The sequence below is a fragment of the Sinomicrobium endophyticum genome (assembly GCF_052983315.1).
On sequence record NZ_JBRKIS010000041.1, the window covers coordinates 164778 to 185916 of the forward strand.

The following is a 21139-nucleotide window of genomic DNA, read 5'->3' on the forward strand; positions in this document are numbered from 1 at the left end:
CCCTTTTGAATTTAGCTTCCACATCCACTAAATCTCAAAATTCGATCAAACTTCTTTCTTTATCAAAACTTTATACTGGGTCGGCTTCATTAGCAATTGACTTTCTATGTCCCCACTTAATTCATAAAACTCTGCAAAATTATTTTCTACATCAAAATTGAAAACCCGATATATACAGTATTGTTTTTTATGTAAATGCATAAATTCAATTTCATTTTCACTAAGAAAGAATGGCGTATATTCTTTTCCAGTCGTTGTTTTGACTTCTATGAACTTTTCATTCCCAAATTCATCATATGAGAATACATCATAACCTTCACCGTCCTTTACTATCTTAACCCTGTTAGCTTCACTGAACAACTTCTTCCTCTTTAGGAATTCAATTTCACTCAACTTCACCAATTCTTCTCCTTTATTCCCTAATTCCTTTTGCTCTTTGGCCTTGCTATGAAAATCCACATCAATTCCGTTAAATTCCTTTTTACTTTCGGGCATTTTTTCATAGCCATTTTTGGGTTTTTCTCGTTTTAAAAGCTTGTTCTTGAAAATTGTTGGTTGGATTAATCCATTATAAACTGCGTCTATAGCCGCATCATAGTAGGTCAGGTTTTGGTTTATAAAATTCACACAAATGGTGGTGAGTGATTGCCAATTTAGATTTACCAAATCCTCAAAAGCAATAGTATTCCACCTCGATGTGTTAGGAATTAATGAATTGAACAACTCTATTTGAAGCTTCGAAAGATTTTCTCCTCGTATTCTTTGGCAATCAAGTTTATACACGAATGCTTCCGTGTCTGGATGAGCATCAACACCGAATGTGAAAAAAATCTGTTTGCCCCTATTAATGTTTCGTCCAATTTTAACCCACGTATAATGCTTGAACTGTATTGCAGGAACCTTCTTTCCTGCTTCCTCTTTCCTTCCCAATTTGTGCCAGATCTTTTTCACTTCCATGGTAAAGTCTGGCAATTGATTTGTTATTTCTTTTCCTAAGTAGATACTTTTTTTCCAAATCGTATTCATTATAAATTCCTTAGCTTCAGTATGCACCTTATCTTTTGAATTGTAAGGTCTCAATTGCCAACGCCTTAAAAAGTCTAACTCTTCCAGATTGAAGAATTTCATTTCATTCTTTAGTCTACTTTCGTTATACGGAGAAGCAAACTTTATAAAATTGCTTTCCTGTTGCCAAAAGTTGCGACATTTATCAGCTTCTTTAATGCCAAACATATCAGCTTTTAGGTCTTTGTGCTTTCCAATTCCCAATTGCTCTGCAATTCTATAAAAGCCATCACCATGATAGTCCCCTTTTGGAAATTTGTAAATAGCAAGAGCACTCAACAATGGTCTTGGCGGCATCTGCTTGTTTTCGTATTCTGAGACTTTTCCTAGAACTTGACTCAATTGCCTTCTTCCTAATTCGGTACTGATATCTATATCCAAACCGCAATCCTTAACCACATTGCTGTAAAAAACAAACTTTTCTTTCTGCCTTGCTGCTTCAATAAGATATGCCCTTACTTTTTCATTCATTATGTTGCGTTTAAATAAATATCATTTTAAACTTTCAAATTTTTTCACTAGCATGTTAAGGTCCACTTGCCACAACATTTCATCAAAAGCAAATCCCATTCCTTTACGCCGAAAGGATGTACATCCAACAAAGCATTTGAACCGGATCGTACAGCCTTGGGAAAAATACCAGTAAACTCATCAAATGAACGATTGCTACTTAAGACAATTAGAATAATGATGCTTTCTGGCAATTCAATGGCCAAAATCGAATTTGCTATGGTGTTCGAAGGCAAAACCTATTTCTCCAAGTGGTTCAAGCCCCATTCGGGAATCCCCCTCCGAATTCTAAAACAACTACAAATAGCAACCAATCCACCCCATTTCTTTAGATGTACTTTAAATTAAATAAAGTACCTATAGTCATAATCTATTTTTTCTTTGTTTTCAATCAGTTTACCAATTCTTGCAATATCATTTGAAGATGAAATAGTTGCGGGTAACTGAGAATACATATTCAATGAATTCCAATTCATTTTGGTTAAGCCTAAAATTTCATTTGCAATTTGTTCTAAACTTCCTGTACCATGATGCTTTATTATCCTTAGTGGTTTAGGTATATACCGGCCACCTGGATAGAAATTGAACTTAGGATTTTTTACAGAAGGAACAACTCCATGTGCCCAAAGAAGTGCTTCACTTGCATTTAATTGTATGCAGGTTCCCCTAGAAACAGAATAACCATCAATTTCTGTTTTGCCATTTCTAATTTTGCTAGAAACATATTTAATATCATCTTCGAAGTTAATTTCAACCAAATCCACTGAATCAATATTCGTATTATCGTACAAACTATCCAAAATACCTTGTTTCTCTTCTGCTGTAAAGAAGGTTCTTTTATGAATCACAACTCTCTTGGGTAATTCATTCATTGATTCATAAAAAAGGTTTATAACATTTTTACCAAATTCATAGGCATCATCATAACCCAAGTGCGGTTTCTTGTGTCTCCATTGAATCTTCTCGTTACTTATCTTAGATAATTTATATTTTAAACCTTCACCAGTAGAACTATAAATATGACTGCATCCTAGAATTATGTGACCTTTATCATCTCGCTTTGAATCAATACTATAACCAATTCCAGCAAAGGCAGTCGTTTTGTCGGTATTACTTAATATCCAAGGTGTCCTTAAAGATTTAACAAAATATGATAATGATAACCACCAATTAATTTGACAACTCTGTTTCGTATCCTTTATAGTCTTTTCACGAATAAATTGTGACGTAACTCTTTTCTCAACACAGAATGCCTTAATATAATCATGTAAATCATATGATTCTCCGTTTTCATGATAACCAGTGAAGCTTTCCCATCTTTCGGGTATATATATTATCAAAACATTTTGATTGCCAGAAGCATTCAGCTTCGTGATTTTATCACAAATATTTCGTTTTATTTCATGAATGTTTTCCTGAATAATATTACTTTTTGGTTCAGGAATAGTTTCCCAATCATTTGATTCGGGCTCTGGTATATTAAGACTTAAACCATATGTATTATAGAAGCCCTTGAAATCAATAATATAATCTTCCTTTTCACTAAATTTTGGGATCTCTTGATTCTGTTTAGATAGGAATTCAAATACAGTCTTTGAATCTTCGTCTGGGGAAATTACACCTAATTTGATGGTAGTATCCAAGAATGTATTCAAATTTGTTTCAAAAGGTTTATTCTCAATTAACCCGCGCATAGGATGGATATCTGTAGCATGGTTATTCCCATGTTTTGTTGAAAATAACAATGAAGATTCTTTAAATTGTATGCCTCGAAGTTTAATAAAACTTTTAGGGACATTGTGAGGGTTGGTATAACCATTATTTAAGTCACAGATATTAGTGAAGATTGGAGCTTTGCCAATTTTAAAACTAAATCCACTACCAGAATTATCTGGAAATTCATATTTCTCTTTTGTAAACAGTATTTTTCTCCATTTTTCAACATAATCATTGAATTTACTATTCCAAATTTTATGATAAAATGAAATACCTACCTTCTGAATTATATCTTTTGCAATGTCATCCTTTTCCAATTTAAAACTAGGATTAAGAGTGAGATAAAACTCGCCATTTACTTTCTCTATTGACAGCTTTATTGCATTATATACCTTTTGGTTGGCGATATTTTGATATTGGTCCGACCATATTTTATCCTTAAAATTTGTTTTTAAACCTTTAGGTAATGCCAAAAGTTTGCATATTGCTGTTAACATTAGAGAATTTATCCCTGAATGATAAATTCTAGTATCTGCTAATGGCTTTCTAGCGATATCCCCTGAAATAACTGAAGCAAAAGCTACTTTCACGACTTCCAAAGTGCCAAAAGCCCATATTTTATCTTCATATGGTATCGCTGATATATCACTATTTTTGAGAGCGATATCATTAACAATTTCCCATGGTTTTCCTTCCAAATTTGCATTAAAGACAAAGACTTCATCAGGGAATTTTAATGGAAAACAATTACTTTTCAATACCTTATTAATCCTTGGTAGTTTTAAATTAAATGGGGTAAATACGCCATTACTTTTATTTGATTGTTGTATTGTAGTAAGTTCTTTTTTTAATTCAGAATCCCCTTCAACTACTAACTTGGTAATGTTGAGCATGGTATTATCAAAACCATCAGTGGGCACATAAAACGCTTGTCTGTTGTTTTTATTCGCATGTTCGATTAAATCCGAAACATCTTTGCTATAATTATTGTGGTAACCACACCAAAACAATATACCGCCACCTTTTTTAGAATAAGCATCTTTTAAAGCATTCATTAACGACAAATCTCGGCCACTATAACCGAGAACAATTAAATGTTTATCACTTAAATAATCAATAAGCTTTTGTCTAAAGGTTTCATCTTGCCTTTGTAATTCTTCATCTGTATTTTTTAAGTCACCATATTTAAAATCGCCATGTAGTTTTATAATTGGCAACTCCGTTCTATTCTGAGTTCGTTGATTTATTCGGTTTACTGTATCCAGTGATATTTCTATCCCTTGCACACCACCAAGTACACAAGAATTCATAACCAAATCATCTAAATTCGTAGTCCAAACAGAATCCAATATTCCCTGCTTAGCTAATAAAGGAATAGTTCTATACCCAATAGCGGGTTTTACGTTTGAACAAATTTTTTGAAAATATTGGCTTCTATTCTTATCTATTGGGAAACACTTCTTAGCATAAAATGAATACTCATCTTTACTCCCATTCTCTACATAACAACCTTGATTGTCCAACCATGCTTGTATAGTTTTCTGAACTTTAGGATTTCTATAGTTGTCTATCCAGTCATTAGTTGAAGAGTTATTACTTTTATAAATTGCTCCTTTCCAATCCCAAATGCAATCATTTGCTGAAGGAATTCCTGAGCTAATTGAAGTCCCGGCTCCAAATAAAAGAGCATAGGTATCATTCTTACTTATTGCAACAGACCTCAGAAATTCATCAAATTGTAATTGATTCATATATTTTAACTTTTCAAGAGTATAATTGATGGATATTAGAACTTTCTTAGACTAAGCACAATTTCAGCTTTTCTATAGTTCATGACTTATTTACTTTTAGCAGGTTTAAATTATCCATTTTAATACTGGTCTTAATTCCATAAAGATCTTTCCTCATCGTCAAAATCAATTCATTAAATTCTGGTGGGTTTAAGGATTCAAGAAATTTTTTCATAGCTAATAAAACTTTATCTGAAGCATAAAGGGTCATATTAATCCATTCCGCGTTCAATTCATTGAATAATCTTTCCCTTGAATTGATATCCGGTCTCTGAACTATAAGATTTGTTCCTTCTTCATCAAAGTTGACGTATGCATAGCAAAGGAGTATAATGGCCTTATATCTAATCTCTTTAAATTGATGTTTTGTTTCAGATTTTCTTTTTCTTTCAGCAATGAAAAAGTCAAAAAGACCTTTAATAAGTCCTCCTATTCCAATTAGTCCAATTGCTGAAATTATGTCTTGAGTTGTCATTTGTTGCTATTCAAATTGCCGTTAACTTGATTATATGTGGAACCCTTATCGGTTTTTTCCCGCTTTGTGGCGGACTAAAGGAACATTTAATGAGTTTTTATCCTTTTCAATACACTATCGCATATCCAATTTCATTTTAAACCAGGCGAAGGGGGGACTTTTTACTGGCAACATCCAGTAAAACCGGTTTTTACTTTAATAAGAATAAGGCTGTTAAAAACAAACACCCAATATACTAAATATTCCCAAAAAGATCTAAAATGGAAACCGGAGTTTCGTTCCATATAATGGGTCAGGATGAAAAGTCAGCTTTAGCAGTAGTTCAAGGACAAAAACAGTACTATTATATATGCTCATACAATATCCCCGAAAGTTAAGCTCGCAAACTTTTCTCGGACAAGGGACGGCATAAAGCCGTTCCTCCCTCACTTTTTATTCCGTTTCCTTCCCGCTCCAAAAATTTGTCTTCCGCTTGGTGCAATCCTCAAATATTGTTTAACCATAAATTCATGTATCATGGAAACTAAGACAAAACAAAAGGTAACCCGGAAAACCGCAGCGAGGAAAAAAGCCGGCCCGGTCAACTCCAAAACAAATGTGGGGAAGGGCACTCCCCTACAGGTCCAGAACCTGGATCTGGCATCAATTGCCATCGATCCCGACCAACCCAGGAAGACCCTCAACGGCGAGAGTCTCCAACAGCTTGCCCAGAGCATTAAGGAGTATGGCGTACTTCAGCCCATCACCGTCCGGAAGACTGGAAAGAACTTCATCATCGTGATGGGGGAACGCCGGTTTCGGGCCAGTAAGCTGGCGGGACTAAAGACCATTCCGGCCATGGTCAGGGAATATGCCGACAACGATGTTCTGGAGGTACAGATCATCGAGAACCTACAACGCAAGGATGTGGAACCCACCGAAGAAGCGGAGGCCATTGCCTTCCTTACGGATAGGTACGACCCCATGGAAATCGCCAAACGGTTGGGCCGCTCGGAAAACTTCGTTAGGCAACGCCTCAAACTGGCAGGCCTGATCGAAGGGTTCAAGGCATTTGTCAGGACTGGAGAAATGTCCCTGGGCCTCGGTGTGGCCGTCGCGCTTTTTGAACCCGGGGAACAACAGATGATGCTGGAAAGTCTCGAAGGGAAGTTCAACGCCAACCAAGTCAAGCGGATGGTGGACAACCAGACCTTTGACCTGTCCAAGGCACCCTTCGACCTCGCCGACGACAAATTGCTCCCCAAGGCCGGGTCCTGTACCCTCTGTCCTTTTAACGCCGCCAACCAGGGCAATCTCTTCGGGGAAGGCCACATGGTTTGTACCCGCACGGCCTGTTTCGAGAACAAGAAGACCAAAACCTTGATGAATCTCATCGAAAGGGCCAAAAAGGAAGGGTTCCGACTGGTTCCCAAGATCAGGTACTATTGGAAGGACGAGGAACGCAACCAGTTGTTCATCGCCCATTTGGAAGAACACGGGTTCACCGTCCACCTTCCCGACGCTTTGGAAATCATTGAAAAACCCGTAGAACCGACCCTGAAAAGTATCAAGGAGGAAAACCAATACCGTGATCTCAACGACGAGGAACTACAAGACGAACTGGATGAAGCCATGCAGGAACACATGCTGGCACAGGAACGTTTCGATACCGCCGAAGACCATGGATTTGAACATGGGTTCTTTATCCACACCGATTCCTACCACACAGAGGAGATCTATGTAAAGGTCAAAGAAACAGCCGAGGAGGAAGAAGCCCATGCCCTACCCCTGGAAAAACGGAGGATGGACGAGTGTACCCCGGAAGAGCAGATTGCCAAAATCGAGGCACGGGAAGATCGCAAAAAAGAGATCGAGAACAACAAACTCTTCGAGGAAGTGGTACAGATGGTACGCGATACCGAATATATCAATATGGACAAACCCCTGTCCACTGACGAAATGGCCGCCTTTGCCATCTCCCTATACCAGAACAATATCGGATACCACGATCAAAGCCAGTATTTTCAAAACTTCTTCGGGGATACGGGCAATATGTCCAGGGAAGAGATCGTGGCCCATTTCAGGAAGGACTTTAAAGAGGCGACCCTCAACAGGCTCATCCGTTTACTGCTCACCAAACAGGTGCATTTCGGGGAAAGCAACCATACCAATGACTGGACCAATATCAGTTTTTATTCGGCCATGAAGGAGTACCATAAAAAGGATATCGAAGCCATCGAGGTCCGGTACGACAAGGACAGGAAAAAGCGGGAGAAAAGGTTGATGGAGCGGATCAAGGAACTTCAGCAACAGGTCAAGGCCCTGAAAGGTTAGTCCTCAGAATGGGTGATATTAAAAGGGTTCGGGGAAACCGGACTCTTTTTTATTTATTCACACTGGGGTTCTTTTTTTATTATGCAATGGAGATGTATGGAGCTTTAATTCCATCGTCCAGGGAAACCTTTATTTGCCCTTATTTATTTTATGGAACCTTCAGGACAGAGCCTTTTGGCCCTTTCGAATTCCTTCCATGTTTTTTCCCCGGCGTTCTCTATAGTCAGAAACTCTTCTTTGGTCAACATCAAGGGAGATACTTCATCCTCCTCATTGCAAATGCGCCATAGAATATTCTGTAGGCGGGTGCTGACCCCTCCCGGGACCTTTTGGCACCATTCCCTGAGTTTTGCGTAGTTCCAGATGACAGCCCGTTCGAAAGCAGGGTCTGAAAGGACCGTTTCGACCTGTTCACTGAAGAATGGTTTCTCACTGTCCGGATCTTTACTCCTGAAATATAGCATGGTCATGAACTTTGTCGGCGATTCCACCGAGGTGACCTTGATATCGATGATCTCATAAAATTCCCCGTCCACCTTAAAGAACTGGCCTCTGGTAATCTCCGGATATTTCTTCTTTTGCTTTCCCATCAGGGTTTTCTTTCTCAGTACTCAATGGATACTTCCGGGTAGTCCACCTTTTCAATTATTCCCGGATAGTTGGAATCCACACTCCTGCTGTACAGGTCGCGTGTTACCGGGTAAGCTTCCAGTTCCCCTTCCCACAGGTCGTCCTCCATAATGTCCTGTACATCGGATTCCGTGTTACCGGGGTATAGCCAGGATTCCAGATTTTCTTCATCCATGATGACAGGCCTTCTTTTTTTTTCATTGTGAATCTCCCCATACTTCGGACCGGCCTCCTTGGTCAATACAGTAAAGGTCCTGCGGCCATCCGCGGTATTGGTATAGATGCCCGCCAGGTACAAGGGATCCCCGTTCTTCCGTCGGAAATAAAACGGGACCTTAAAATCCTTGCCCTTGACCTTTACATGGGTGTTGTGCGGTTCAAAAAAGCCATCCACGGGAATCAGACAGCGCTGCTGTTCCCAACAATACCGGTAGATAAAATGATCAAAGAGTTTTTCGGACTTGGCGTTCAGTCCCCCAAAGGTCTTGGGATTGCTGAAGTATGCCTTATAATCCCGCTGGTTTTCCCGAGGTGGCATAATGCCCCACATGGTCGGTAACAGGTACCGGGGTTCCTCCTGGGTCACGGCCCACATCACCGGGTGGCTCCATCCGTTGGCATGAAAATAAATGAGTTCCAGGTCGGTGTCAAGGTCACCGTACATGGCCTTGACCGACAACAATTTCTCCAGTTCCTTGCGTTCCCTGGTCTGTCTGGTAGAGTAACACATATCGAGGTGGATTAAACACTAATAAGATAAGTAAAATTGTTAAAGTTTGGAAACAACGTTTCTTCTTTTGTAATTTTGGATATTTTCCATTTACTTGGAATATATCCATATTTTTGATGATGAGCACTACAATTCTCCATATGGACCTGGACACCTTTTTCGTGTCCTGTGAACGACTGCTGGACACCCGTTTGATGAAACGGCCCCTACTTGTCGGTGGCCTGGGCGACCGGGGGGTTGTGGCGGCATGCAGCTATGAGACCCGGCGTTTCGGGGTGCATTCGGGCATGTCCATGAAAGTGGCCCGCAGGCTCTGCCCGGAGGCCACGGTCATCAAGGGCAATGCAGGCACTTATATGAAGTTTTCGGATAATGTCACAGAAATTATCCGGGAAAGTGTGCCCGTTTTTGAAAAGGCCAGCGTGGACGAGTTCTATGCTGACCTTTCGGGCATGGACCGCTTTTTCGGTTGTTATAAGTATGCTTCAGAACTACGGCAGCGGATATTGAAGGAAACCGGGCTGCCCATCTCCTTCGGACTGTCCAAGAACAAGGTGGTCTCCAAAGTGGCCACCGGGGAGGCCAAGCCCAACAACCAGATGAAGATCGACCTGGGCTATGAAAGGGAGTTCCTGGCCCCGCTCTCCATCCGGAAACTGCCCTCCGTCGGGGAAAAGACCTATGGGCTGTTGTCCAATATGGGGGTCACCACCATCCGCACCCTTCAGGAACTGCCCCTGGAAATGATGGAAAGTGGCTTTGGTGCGCACGGGCGTACCATCTGGATGCGGGCCCACGGACTGGATAACCCGCCCCTTGTCCCCTTCCATGAACGAAAATCTATTTCTTCCGAGCGTACCTACGGAAGGGACACCATTGATATGGACAAACTGGAAACCACACTGGTGGCCATGGCCGAGAACCTGGCCTACCAATTGCGGCGTGGCCAGAAAATGACGGGCTGTGTCAGCATTAAAATTCGGTATTCCGATTTCCAGACCTATACCAAACAGAAACGCATACCCTATACCAGTGCCGACCACATCCTTATCCCCCTGGTCCGGGAATTGTTCCATACCCTGTACCAGCGCAGGATGCTCATCCGGTTGGTAGGGGTCAACTACAGCCATATCGTGGGCGGCCATTACCAGATAGACCTGTTCGAGGACAGCGACAAGCGCCTGGACCTCTACCAGGCCATGGACAAGATTCGCAACCGCTTCGGGGAATCCGCCCTGATGCGGGCCTCGGCCCTGGGTGCCCGTACCATCGGAAGGGGCGGGAACCCTTTTGATGGAAAGCCCCCTGTTTTATTGGCCCATAGACAGCAATAATGTACCTGAACTGCCATTCATATTACTCCCTGAACTACGGAACTTTTTCCGAAGCGGAACTGTTGGCCCTGGCCGAAGCCCATGGGGTCCGGGCACTGGCATTGACCGACATCAACAATACCTCTGCGGCCATGAACTTTGTGCGCTTGGCCCGGATACAGGGCATCAAGCCCGTGGTGGGCATTGATTTCAGGAACGGCAATCAGCAGCAGTTTGTCGCACTGGCCCAAAACCATGAAGGCTTCCGGGAACTCAATGCCTTTCTGTCCGGGCACCTGCATTCGGGAAAGCCCATAGCCCCTGATGCCCCTGCCTTTGCTAATGCCTATATCATCCATCCCTTTGAAAAGGTGCTGAAAGAGGAACGGACCCGGTTCCGGGATTGTGAGTTTATAGGGGTATCCCTGGGGGAACTCCGCAAACTGCGCTTTTCCCATTACCGGGATGATCACGATAGACTGGTGCTCTTGCAGCCCGTGACTTTCAGGAACAAAAAGGATTTTAATACCCATCGGTTGCTCAGGGCCATCGGGCTGAATACCCTGCTCAGTAAACTGCCCCAATCGGAACAAGGCAGTCAGGACGATACCATGCGTCCCGTTCCGGAAGTGGAAGAACTGTTGGCCGACTTTCCCCACATCTTGGCCAACACCCGCAAATTGCTGGAGGACTGTACCCTTGATTTCGGGTTTGGCAAGGACAGAATCTCCCAGAACCAATCCCGCTTCCTGGACTCGAAAGAGGCCGATTTCCAAAAATTGCGGGAACTCGCCGAAGCAGGGCTGCCCAGGCGTTATGCCAATCCTTCCGACACCGTCAGGGAACGGATGGAACGGGAACTGGAAACCATCCGGAAACTGGACTTCGTATCCTATTTCCTGATCAACCACGACATTGTTTCCTATGCCCGGTCCAGGGACTATCCCTATGTGGGAAGGGGCAGCGGGGCCAATAGCCTGGTGGCCTATCTCATCTGTATCACCGATGTGGACCCCATCGAACTGGACCTGTATTTCGAACGGTTCATCAACCCCTTTCGGGCCTCGCCCCCCGATTTCGATATTGATTTTTCGACATGGGACCGGGACGATGTCACGGCCTATATCTTTAAACGTTTTGACCATGTGGCCCTGCTGGGAACCTATAACACCTTTAAGTACCGGGCCGCCGTCCGGGAACTGGGCAAGGTGTTCGGACTGCCCAAGGAAGAGATTGACAAACTGGTCTCGAACCGTATCCAACACGACGGCCTGGATGAGCTCTCCAAACTGGTTTTGAAATACGCCACCTATATTCATGGTATGCCCAACTACGTCAGCGTACATTCCTCGGGAATCTTAATCTTGGACCGGTCCGAACACTATTATTCTGCCACTACCCTACCACCCAAAGGGTTTCCGACGGTACAGTTCGATATGATTATTGCCGAGGATGTGGGCATATTCAAGTTCGACATCCTGGGACAACGTGGACTGGCCAAGATCAAGGAGGCCGTCTCGATTATCCGGCAGAACCGGCCCGAAGCGGAACTGTGGGACATCAAGGATGTGGAACGCCTCAAACGGGACCCCAACATCAACCGCCTGCTGAGCGAGGGCCGGGCCATAGGGGCCTATTATGTGGAGTCCCCGGCCATGCGGGGACTGATGAAAAAACTGGGCACCCATGACTACCTCGGGCTGGTGGCCGCCAGTTCCGTCATCCGCCCCGGGGTATCCTCCTCTGGGATGAAGGATGAATATATCCGTAGGGAGCGGGAACCGGAACGCCGGAAGCAGGCTAATTCCATTCTCCTGGAAATCATGCCCGAGACCCATGGCATCATGGTCTATCAGGAGGACGTGCTGAAAGTGGCCCACCTGTTCGCAGGGCTGGACCTGGGTGAGGCCGATGTCCTGCGCAGGGGCATGAGCGGCAAGTTTCGCTCAAGAGAGGAATTCCAGGCCGTAAGGACCAAGTTCTTTGCCAACTGTAAGGAAAGGGGTCACGATGCCGCTTTGACCAACATGGTCTGGGAGCAGATCGAGAGTTTTGCGGGCTATGCCTTTGCCAAGGGACATTCCGCCTCCTATGCCGTGGAAAGCTACCAGAGCCTTTACCTGAAGTGTTATTTTCCGCTGGAGTTCATGGTGGCAGTGCTCAACAATGGCGGTGGCTTTTACGATATGGAGCTCTATGTCCATGAGGCCAAAATGTGGGGGGCTTCCATCCTCCCGCCCTGTATCAACCTGAGCGACCATATCAATGTCATACATGGCCGTAACATCTACCTGGGATTGGGAAACCTGAGGGATCTTGAACGGCCTGTCATCCAGCGCTTGCTGACCGAACGGCAGCTCCATGGCAAGTTCCGGGACTTTGATGATTTTATCGACCGGGTGCCCATCTCCATCGAACAGCTCTCCATATTGGTGCGTATCGATGCCTTCCGATGTTTTGGCATCCCAAAAAAGGAAGTCCTTTGGCATGCGGTGTTCAAGACCCGGGCCTATGGGAAACGCACGCCCCAAACACTGCTGTTCAAGCCCAGGCACCGGAACTTCAAGTTGCCCCAGTTGCCCTCCCACCCCGTTGAGGATGCCTACGACCAACTGGAACTATTGAGTTTCCCCTTGTGCGGGTACTATGCCCTGATGGACGGGGAGCCAAAGAGCCGGCTTGTTTACAAAGATTTTCCGGACCATTTGAACAAAAAGATACTGGTCTATGGAGCCATGGTGCATACCCGCACCAATACCACCTCCAAGGGGGAGGTCATGCGCTTTACCACCATGCTCGACCTGGAGGGGAATTTCTTTGATTGTGTCCACTTTCCGCAGGCCATGGACCAAACACCCATTCATGGTAAGGGTATCTATGCCTGTTATGGAACGGTGACCGAGGAGTTTGGGCATTATAGTTTAGAGGTTATGGCCACCAAAAAACAGCCGCTGAAACCGGACCCCAGGCAAATTTCAGGGGTAATGGTTAAGACCAAATAGTAGAGGGAATAAAAGTATAATTCCCCAAAAAATTAGGACAGTAAGTTAAGTTTACTCAATATGACACGAAGAAAATTTACCCCGAAGTTCAAGACCAAGGTTTATGTAGTACCATTGTTTCTATTTTCTTTAAAGCGATATATTATCTACGAATTCGATAATTATCTTGTTTGCTTACTTTCTTAATTTCACCATTTATCCTGTAGTCCTCATAAATTTGAGGTAACCAATACAAAAAATAATCAGATTTATCCATAAAGACTTCGAACCATTCCTTCATATTTTTTAATTCAATTTCACCCTTATTACTAAGGATTTCAAGTGAGTGTTGAAGTCTAGTTGTAATCTCTCCATTTTCCATATTATTATCTTCATTAAGAGTTTCAAAGTGTAATGAATGAGCAAAACCATTCCTTATATTGGCGAGTTGCATTAATCGAGAAAATTCATCTTCATCAATTATTGAGAGGCTACGCAAAAGCTTGACTTTCCCACCAAATCCAATAATACTGCCATTTAATAAAACTTTAACAAAATCATATTCTTTGTCTTTTTTTGGTTCAAAGTATGAAAGTAATATAAGGGAGCAATAATATTCAAATTGATTAATGGTTACAATTATATGAGACCGTATTTCTGAGACATTTAAGTTATTTACATCACTCAGTTTGGTGCTTATTCTATCGTCTATTATTTTCTTGTCATCCATTTTATAAATTCATTTAAAAATTCAATTAGCGGTCTCCTCATATCAATGGTTCCGTGGTTTAGCGGTTAACATTGCAAGTACATACAAAATTGAAAATCCTCACGGATTTTCAGAAGTAGGCGAGAACAAGCAATTACTTATAGCCATCTTTGTTGTAAGGCGTTTTTTTCTTTATATTTTTTATTGGATTTATCAATTTCCCAAAGTTCATATATCCTTTGGATTTCTTCATCACTTATCAAATTCAATCCGCTTTCTTTTTCGGTTTGCAATAATTTATTTAAAATAATCTCTCGTCCTTCTAATGTTATTGGACCTAATCCTTTAACACCGTTTCTTCTAAAATCACAGCGATATTTTTCATTATCCCTAAATTCCGAAATCCAGTTCCGAAATTCATATAATTCTTTTAATTCCGAATAACCATTATCAATTAGATTTCCCATTGATTTGTCTTTTCTGACAACTGTACAAGTCCAACATCCAAACCTTGAGTTACCGCAAGACGAACCTTTTGTTTCTTTGTAAGCTGGACATTCGGATTCAGCATCTTGGTAGATATCTCTAATTTTAGAGAAATCAATACTTTTCGGTAAATCAGAGTATCTCAAAGTCAACCATACATCTTCTAATGTGTGATTAATAATTGGGCTAAAAATAATTTTATTTGATGAGCCATTTTGTTTCAAATAATACTCGTTTGCCGTTTTGTGCTTTTCAATGGTTCTGTCTCTTTGTTCGCTCTCTGTATTTCTTATTCCAAGTAAAATAATAGCCTTGTCATCTTTTTCAATTAATTGTTTTACTGGATTTATTCTCAATTTATCAGTACACCATCGGAAAATATTAGTTGGCGTAGGATATCCACGACCTATTACTTTAACAAAAAACCTATCGTTTAATTTTGGTTTAAGGATTTTAAACTTTAGAGGTATGTTATGTATAGAGCATTCTTTCTTTAAATTCTCAAAAGTCTCAAAAACGTAATCAGTGACTATCGGATTTTCTACTCCAGTATCACAATACATTACAGTAACATCTTTGTGAAATTTATTTACTTTCATTAGAGCATTGAATACTAATGAAAGCATAGAGGAAGAATCTTTGCCACCACTATAGCCTATAAACCAAGGAATATCATTTTTTTGATATTCTTCAATTATCATTTCTATAGCTTTTTTATCTCCTTCAGTCATTAAATCAAATGTTATTTATCATACCATCAATTATTTCATCTACTCTATTAATGTGATGTGTTTCAATATATTCGATTTGTTCATTAGAAAGTTTAATATGTTTTAGAAAAGCTAAAACGTGTGCAACTAATGAAATTAGAGATATTAGTATTAAAATAAAACCGCCCATCAGAAGTGGGTCAGCTACCTCCTTGAAAATCATAATAGAAACTAAAAATACTAATGCGAATAAGAAACTAATCAAAACTAAATCAGCAGTCGATGTCCAAATAAGACCATTGAAATAAACATTAGTTTGTTTTTTCTTTAAAGACTCATCATTATCAATTATATTATAGAATACGCTTTTCAGTCTATTATTTTTATATAAAAATTGCTTTTGTTCATCTGTTAAGCTTTTGGTGTATAGCTTAATCATATGGTTTTTAATATTCAAGTCAATTTTTTTATGTGAGAAATTTGTAATTAAAAACCTTATGTCTGTTAAGTAAAATAATGTCCCAAAAGCAATTGCTATAAGAAGTGGAATTGAATATTCTTTAAATTCTATTTCTTCGAATGATTTGCCTGTTATTATGAAATAATAATAAGTACCAATAATAACTCCAATTATACCTGGAATTAGTAGTCTTAATTTCTTTAAAGTATTTTGCTCCATAGTTTATTTCAAATGCCTTACAACGGTTTCGGCTATGAGTAGTTGCGTGGTTTAGTACTTTACTTTGCAAGTACGCACCAAACTGAAAATCCGCGAGGATTTTCAGAAGTAGGCGAGAACAAGCAATTACTTATAGCCATTTGTTGGCATTAGTATTTATTCTGGTTTTCTTTTAATTGCTCTCAATCTTGTCATTACAGTATCTCCATATGGCGTTAATGTCCAATACGTAGCAGTATCTCTAACACCTCTTTTTCTAATACTTTCTGTCATTAAGTTTAGTGCTCTCAATTGGATTTTTATTGTTTGATAATCAGTGTCTTTAATGCTAAATTCGGTAGGTACTCTTTCATCTTTTTTGACTTTTTCAGATAACTCTTTAAAAGTTTTATTCCTAATTAGCTCATTGAGCTTAACCCTTATTGGTCTTTCAGAAGTTTCGTCAATCATTAGCGGACTAATTTCTCCAAAAATTTCATCCCAACTTATTTGAGTACTCACTGAATAGCTTTCATTTCCAGTTCGCCAATCTCCTTGTGCCTTAAAGGTGAAGTTAACTTCTATTTTATCGTCTCCCTGACTTAGAAACTCTGTTCCTTCAGGTGCTTTGGTTTTAGATTTTTCTAATTCTAATTTTAAATTTTCAACTTGTTTAGTTAATTCTAATATCTCTTTTGTACTATCCTCTGTCGGAAGGTATGTGGCTTTAACCCAACCAGGTTGTGGTTTATCTTTAATTAATCTGACCAAACTTCGACTCACGATAGAACCTAATTCAATTGGGCTCTCGTAGTATTTACACATTTTTTGTTGAACTATTTTTTTGAAATCTTCCAACTTCTTTTTTAATGCTTTTTCGCTTTCTGATTTGCCAACTGCAATATTTTCAGGATTTTTATGTAAAAAAGAAATTACTGGAATTCCCTTTTCCATTGCATATTCATATTCCATTTGAGTATAACTTATACCCTCTGGATTTACTGAACCATATCTTCCACCAACAATTAGAATGTAGTAATCACAATCATCAATCAATCCTTTTATTAGAGTCCATTGGTCATCGTCAGCCGCAGGAAATAATTCCATACCAACAGGTATACAATCCAATTCCAATAGAGCTTGCATAACCTCTTGTCTTTCCTCTACTAAATCTTTATAAGTCGAACTTACGAATACTTGGTATTTTACTTCCATTCAGTTTTTAATATTAATGCCAACTTGTTTATATACTGAACTTTTCTAAGCATATACTTCCATTTTGGTTGGCTATGCCCGAGTTTTGCAAATTTCTCTTCAGTACAATTTCCATGGGACGTGTTATTTTATTATTGGACAATTAATCTCAATTGATGTAAAATAAATGGAGTGATTGTTCCATCTTTCCTTAATCAAAACGATATTGTAAATCTAATTCCTTTTCCAAACCGGTCGAAGAGGGGACTTTTGCTTTAACACAAGGCAAAGCCGGTTTTACATTTAATAAGAATATGGCTGTTAAAAAAACAGTTCCCAAGTTAATAAAAAACTCTTAAAAAAATCTAAATAATTTTACGGTTCCATTACCTATCCAAATAATTTAGAAGTAACCACTTCCTCAGCCCATTCCCCTACTTTCCGTTGACTCCAATTCGAGAAATGCGCATCGTCAAAATAGTCTTGGACACAACCCCTTCCTTTTTGCTCCCGTTCTGCTGCCTATTCCGGAATGGCCTGGAATAGGACACTACACTTCCCGGTCAGCATCGTGCCACAAAAAGGAAGGGGTTAAGTCCGCTTTGCCCCTGCTTCCAATGGAACAATAGTATTTAAAAAGTATCCCACCATTATTTCCACAAGATAAACCCGGAAAATATTTCTCGGACAAGGGACGGCATAAAGCCACTCCCCTCCCACCACCTGCCTATCGGCAGGCCAATTTATTCCGTTTCCTTGCCCCGCCAAAATTTTCGCTTCCGTTTGGTTGGTCCTGAAAATAATGTTGAACCTAAAAGTAATCATCATGGAACATCCGGAAATTCACCAACTCGATTTCGGCTTTGATTTAGAGCCCTTGGCACAACCCAGACCCAAACAAAGCCCCCCTAAACAGGCCCAGTCTGATTTTGTCTTCGATTTCATGGATTGCCTGACCAGTCCCATCATCGTCTATCCGAACTCCTGGCAGGATGCCGTGCCCAAACACCTGCTCAACAACATCACCCTGGCCCGCCTGTTGACCCAGATGCAGGGACAGCCAATGGCTTCGCTGACCGAGGTAGTGGCCTATATGATGCCCCGTACCTTGGAGGCCCCAATGCCCGGGGAATGGGTTAACATCTATACCTGGTGTGGACTGCAATACGCCAAGACCTTTAAGAATGCGGGGCAATTGGAGGCCATGGTCGAAATAGCCCCGGAGAAGCTTTCTTCCTATGAGGAGACATTGCTGAAACGGCTCAGGGTTTGGATTTACGACAAACGCCGTCAGGCCCTGAAAGAGCGCATGAAGTCCGATACCCCAAAATCATTTGGCAAGGTTAACACAACCCAAAAAAAGCTGTCCCTTTGACGGACAGCTTTTCAATGGTAAGAACGGAATTTGACCATGGACTTTATCAGGTCAGATCCTCCACGGTTGCACCCGGGGCATTGTTCTTGACCGAGGCAATGCCATTCTCCATGGCACTGAATGAGGAGTACATCTCACTGGTACCGATAACCTGACCATTGGTAGCCCTTAGATTGAAATACGGACTCCCGTTTGAAGATTCCAAACGTTCGTACCTATCATCGTCCTGGGAGTTCTTTCGGACGGACTCAATACCATTGGTACATCCCGATTTGGCTTTGTAACCCTCGCTGGCAAGGATGTTCTGCCCATTGCCAGCCTTTAATCGAAACCTGAATTCTCCGCCCCTGTCTTTGTAAATCTCAAATTTTGACATAGTTAAATGGTTTTGTGTTCGGCACCCATAAGATAGTAAAAAATGCCTTTGCACACATCATTCAACCAATCATTTGCATCAAGTTAAACGTCGCAGCCCGTCATCGGACAAGGGACGGCATAAAGCCGTTCCTTCCTCTCTTTTTATTCCGTTTCCTTGCCGCTCCACGGCCTGCCTTCCGTTTGGGTGTCCTGCAAATATTGTTTAACCTTAAATCCATGTATTATGTATTTAGACAAATTGCAACAGGACGAGGTCTTTGTACCGTCCGCGGTAAGGCCCCTCAGGGAACTCACCGAAATGGAACCCCGTAAAGGGCTTGAAAATGTCATTGTATCCAATGGCAAGATTGTGAACATCCTGTCCAAAAGCTATGGGCACATCCCCAATGAGCTGTTCTTCGCCAAAGCGGAACAGATGCTCATTGATGCCGGACTGACCTACCACCGCCAGACCATCAACCGCTCGGACCGCAGCTTCAGTATGGACTTTATCCTTTCCGACAGTACCCAGTTCTCCGTGGGCAATAAGACGGACACTATTCTGCCATTGCTCCGGTTCACCAATTCCTATGATGGTAGTGAGCGTACCTCGGGCCACTTCGGCTTCTATCGTATGGTATGTTCCAACGGCCTGCACGTCGTACAGTCGGAGATTGCCTTTTCCATCAAGCACAGTACCAATGGCGTGCACCTTATCATGCCGGAACTGGAAGGGCTCTTCCGCAGGTTCCTCGACAACGAATTCTACACCATTTCCGGTAGCTTTGGCCGGATGATGGCCGTGGAACTCATGGATACCCATGAATTCGTCAGGGAAGTGCTGGAGCGTACCAAACTGTTCCGCTTTGAGTGCAGCGATAAGAACGATGCCCCGTCCAAAAAGGCCCGTGAGGTAATCGACATCCTGCACAACGAAGCCATGTCCCTGGGGGTCACCCCGAACCTTTGGCTGGGTTACAACGCCTTCAATGCCGTGCTGCACCGTACCCTGAAGCGTAGCTTTTCGCGACAGGAACGCCTGGACAGACAACTCTTCCAGGAAATCCATGAGATGGCCTAAAGGCCCAGGGCCGCTCAGGTACCCTACACTCCGTGGTGGCCCTATCCTACCCCTTCCTTCCATTCCTTAACAATTGTACCATGAACGGAATTTGAAAGACCACTTGTAGGTTTCATAGCAAACCTACGGCCCGCACCGATACACCATTTCGCCAGACTCATGGCTTTATCGGCCTTTGCGGCCCGTCTTAACGGTTGCATGAAACCTCCAAGTTATGTAACCTTTTAAATCCTTTATATCATGGCAAATTCATGTTACAATTCCATCACCATAACCGGAAACGAAGCAGAGCTCGACACGCTCCATCGGCTCCTGACCAAAGAGGACGGCTATATCGATTTTGAGCACGTCCTCGACAGGGAGATTCCCTTTGAACACATCTATGAGGTAGTCGGCACCAAGTGGTTCACCCCTGACATTTCATTTCAGGACAAAGTGCTGAAACTTACCGGGGACAGTGCCTGGTCACCCCCGGTACCCCTGTTCGAGACCTTGGCCAAGACCTATCCCTCACTGCACATCACCATGGACTTTGAGGAACTCGGGATGTGCTTCGGCGGAAGGTTGGAAATCGACCAAAAGGGAACCAACATTGTTTTCCAGGGAAACTATTGGCAGTATATGGCCTTTCTCGATTACGAAAGCTTCCTTCACGAGGCTACCTTGGAACTGCAATGCCGTATCGAGACCAGCGAAATGACCACGGTATCCCAATTGGGACAAATGCGCCTGTACCAATGTGTCGCCGAACCCGACCGTCCCAAATTGCTCAAACAACTTTTGGAACTCACGGGCATGGGACTGTACGCGGTCACCTTTGAACAGAACCCGCATATCGAGGAACGCATTTTTGCTACAAGCCCCGAGGACATCAAAGAACAGGCTCCCAAGGCCCTGGTAAAACGGGTGGAGCTCATATAGGATGATAAACACAATAATGGCTCCCGGAACTTCGGTTTCGGGAGTTTTTTTGTGGCATGGCATGGCCGTCCCATTAAAAAGGGTATCAAAAATCCAATAAGGAAGTCCAAGGGCAGGGTTTCTTT

16 protein-coding genes are annotated in these 21139 nt (G+C 42.1%); 6 read left to right on the plus strand and 10 right to left on the minus strand.

Annotation, left to right across the window (positions count from 1 at the left end):
- Window positions 1-45 precede the first annotated feature (45 nt).
- The 3 genes from ACVBDU_RS15985 to ACVBDU_RS15995 form a co-directional block, all read right to left on the minus strand.
- Window positions 46-1536, minus strand: a complete 1491-nt coding sequence (locus tag ACVBDU_RS15985) for a protein NO VEIN domain-containing protein (protein ID WP_447180727.1) — start codon at window positions 1534-1536, stop codon at window positions 46-48.
- A 383-nt stretch (window positions 1537-1919) separates the two neighbouring features.
- The gene (locus ACVBDU_RS15990; protein WP_447180728.1) at window positions 1920-5042 is read right to left on the minus strand and encodes an SIR2 family protein; all 3123 of its coding nucleotides are present in this window, start codon (window positions 5040-5042) and stop codon (window positions 1920-1922) included.
- A gap of 79 nt (window positions 5043-5121) precedes the next feature.
- Entirely contained in the window at window positions 5122-5556 is a 435-nt protein-coding gene (locus tag ACVBDU_RS15995) for a hypothetical protein (RefSeq protein WP_447180729.1), read from the minus strand.
- Window positions 5557-6072: 516 nt separating this feature from the next.
- Here ACVBDU_RS15995 and ACVBDU_RS16000 point away from each other — a divergent pair.
- Window positions 6073-7869, plus strand: a complete 1797-nt coding sequence (locus tag ACVBDU_RS16000) for a ParB/RepB/Spo0J family partition protein (RefSeq protein ID WP_447180730.1) — start codon at window positions 6073-6075, stop codon at window positions 7867-7869.
- Window positions 7870-8012: 143 nt separating this feature from the next.
- Here ACVBDU_RS16000 and ACVBDU_RS16005 read toward each other — a convergent pair whose 3' ends face one another.
- Entirely contained in the window at window positions 8013-8459 is a 447-nt protein-coding gene (locus tag ACVBDU_RS16005) for a hypothetical protein (protein WP_447180731.1), read from the minus strand.
- 14 nt (window positions 8460-8473) lie between these two features.
- Entirely contained in the window at window positions 8474-9229 is a 756-nt protein-coding gene (locus tag ACVBDU_RS16010) for an SOS response-associated peptidase (RefSeq protein ID WP_447180732.1), read from the minus strand.
- 119 nt (window positions 9230-9348) lie between these two features.
- Between ACVBDU_RS16010 and dinB the strand changes: the two genes are divergently transcribed.
- Both dinB and ACVBDU_RS16020 read left to right on the plus strand, forming a co-directional pair.
- Window positions 9349-10563: a DNA polymerase IV gene (gene dinB, locus ACVBDU_RS16015; RefSeq protein WP_447180810.1), complete on the plus strand. Its 1215-nt coding sequence runs from the start codon at window positions 9349-9351 to the stop codon at window positions 10561-10563.
- Window positions 10563-13544: a DNA polymerase III subunit alpha gene (locus tag ACVBDU_RS16020; protein ID WP_447180733.1), complete on the plus strand. Its 2982-nt coding sequence runs from the start codon at window positions 10563-10565 to the stop codon at window positions 13542-13544. Before dinB ends, ACVBDU_RS16020 begins: the two co-directional genes overlap by 1 nt.
- A 142-nt stretch (window positions 13545-13686) precedes the next feature.
- Here ACVBDU_RS16020 and ACVBDU_RS16025 read toward each other — a convergent pair whose 3' ends face one another.
- The 4 genes from ACVBDU_RS16025 to ACVBDU_RS16040 form a co-directional block, all read right to left on the minus strand.
- Window positions 13687-14253 carry a hypothetical protein gene (locus tag ACVBDU_RS16025; RefSeq protein WP_447180734.1) on the minus strand — a complete coding sequence of 189 codons (567 nt, stop codon included), beginning with the start codon at window positions 14251-14253 and terminating at the stop codon, window positions 13687-13689.
- 137 nt (window positions 14254-14390) lie between these two features.
- Window positions 14391-15449 carry a phosphoadenosine phosphosulfate reductase domain-containing protein gene (locus ACVBDU_RS16030; RefSeq protein WP_447180735.1) on the minus strand — a complete coding sequence of 353 codons (1059 nt, stop codon included), beginning with the start codon at window positions 15447-15449 and terminating at the stop codon, window positions 14391-14393.
- A 4-nt stretch (window positions 15450-15453) separates the two neighbouring features.
- Window positions 15454-16107 (minus strand): cytochrome P450 family protein, encoded by a 654-nt coding sequence (locus tag ACVBDU_RS16035; RefSeq protein ID WP_447180736.1) that lies wholly within the window; start codon window positions 16105-16107, stop codon window positions 15454-15456.
- Between the two features lie 156 nt (window positions 16108-16263).
- The gene (locus ACVBDU_RS16040; RefSeq protein WP_447180737.1) at window positions 16264-17301 is read right to left on the minus strand and encodes a DUF4062 domain-containing protein; all 1038 of its coding nucleotides are present in this window, start codon (window positions 17299-17301) and stop codon (window positions 16264-16266) included.
- Between the two features lie 856 nt (window positions 17302-18157).
- Between ACVBDU_RS16040 and ACVBDU_RS16045 the strand changes: the two genes are divergently transcribed.
- Window positions 18158-18655: a hypothetical protein gene (locus tag ACVBDU_RS16045; RefSeq protein ID WP_447180738.1), complete on the plus strand. Its 498-nt coding sequence runs from the start codon at window positions 18158-18160 to the stop codon at window positions 18653-18655.
- A gap of 46 nt (window positions 18656-18701) precedes the next feature.
- On the opposite strand, the gene ACVBDU_RS16050 is transcribed toward ACVBDU_RS16045, so the two are convergent.
- A complete protein-coding gene (locus tag ACVBDU_RS16050) occupies window positions 18702-19031 on the minus strand; it encodes a YegP family protein (RefSeq protein WP_447180739.1) in 330 nt (109 codons plus the stop codon).
- A 225-nt stretch (window positions 19032-19256) separates the two neighbouring features.
- On the opposite strand from ACVBDU_RS16050, the gene ACVBDU_RS16055 reads away from it, so the two are divergent.
- Both ACVBDU_RS16055 and ACVBDU_RS16060 read left to right on the plus strand, forming a co-directional pair.
- On the plus strand, window positions 19257-20093 hold the full coding sequence (locus ACVBDU_RS16055; RefSeq protein ID WP_447180740.1) for a DUF932 domain-containing protein: 837 nt from the start codon (window positions 19257-19259) through the stop codon (window positions 20091-20093).
- 240 nt (window positions 20094-20333) lie between these two features.
- Complete coding sequence (locus ACVBDU_RS16060) at window positions 20334-21014, plus strand: DUF1281 family ferredoxin-like fold protein (RefSeq protein ID WP_447180741.1); 681 nt, start codon at window positions 20334-20336, stop codon at window positions 21012-21014.
- The last annotated feature ends 125 nt before the right edge of the window (window positions 21015-21139 follow it).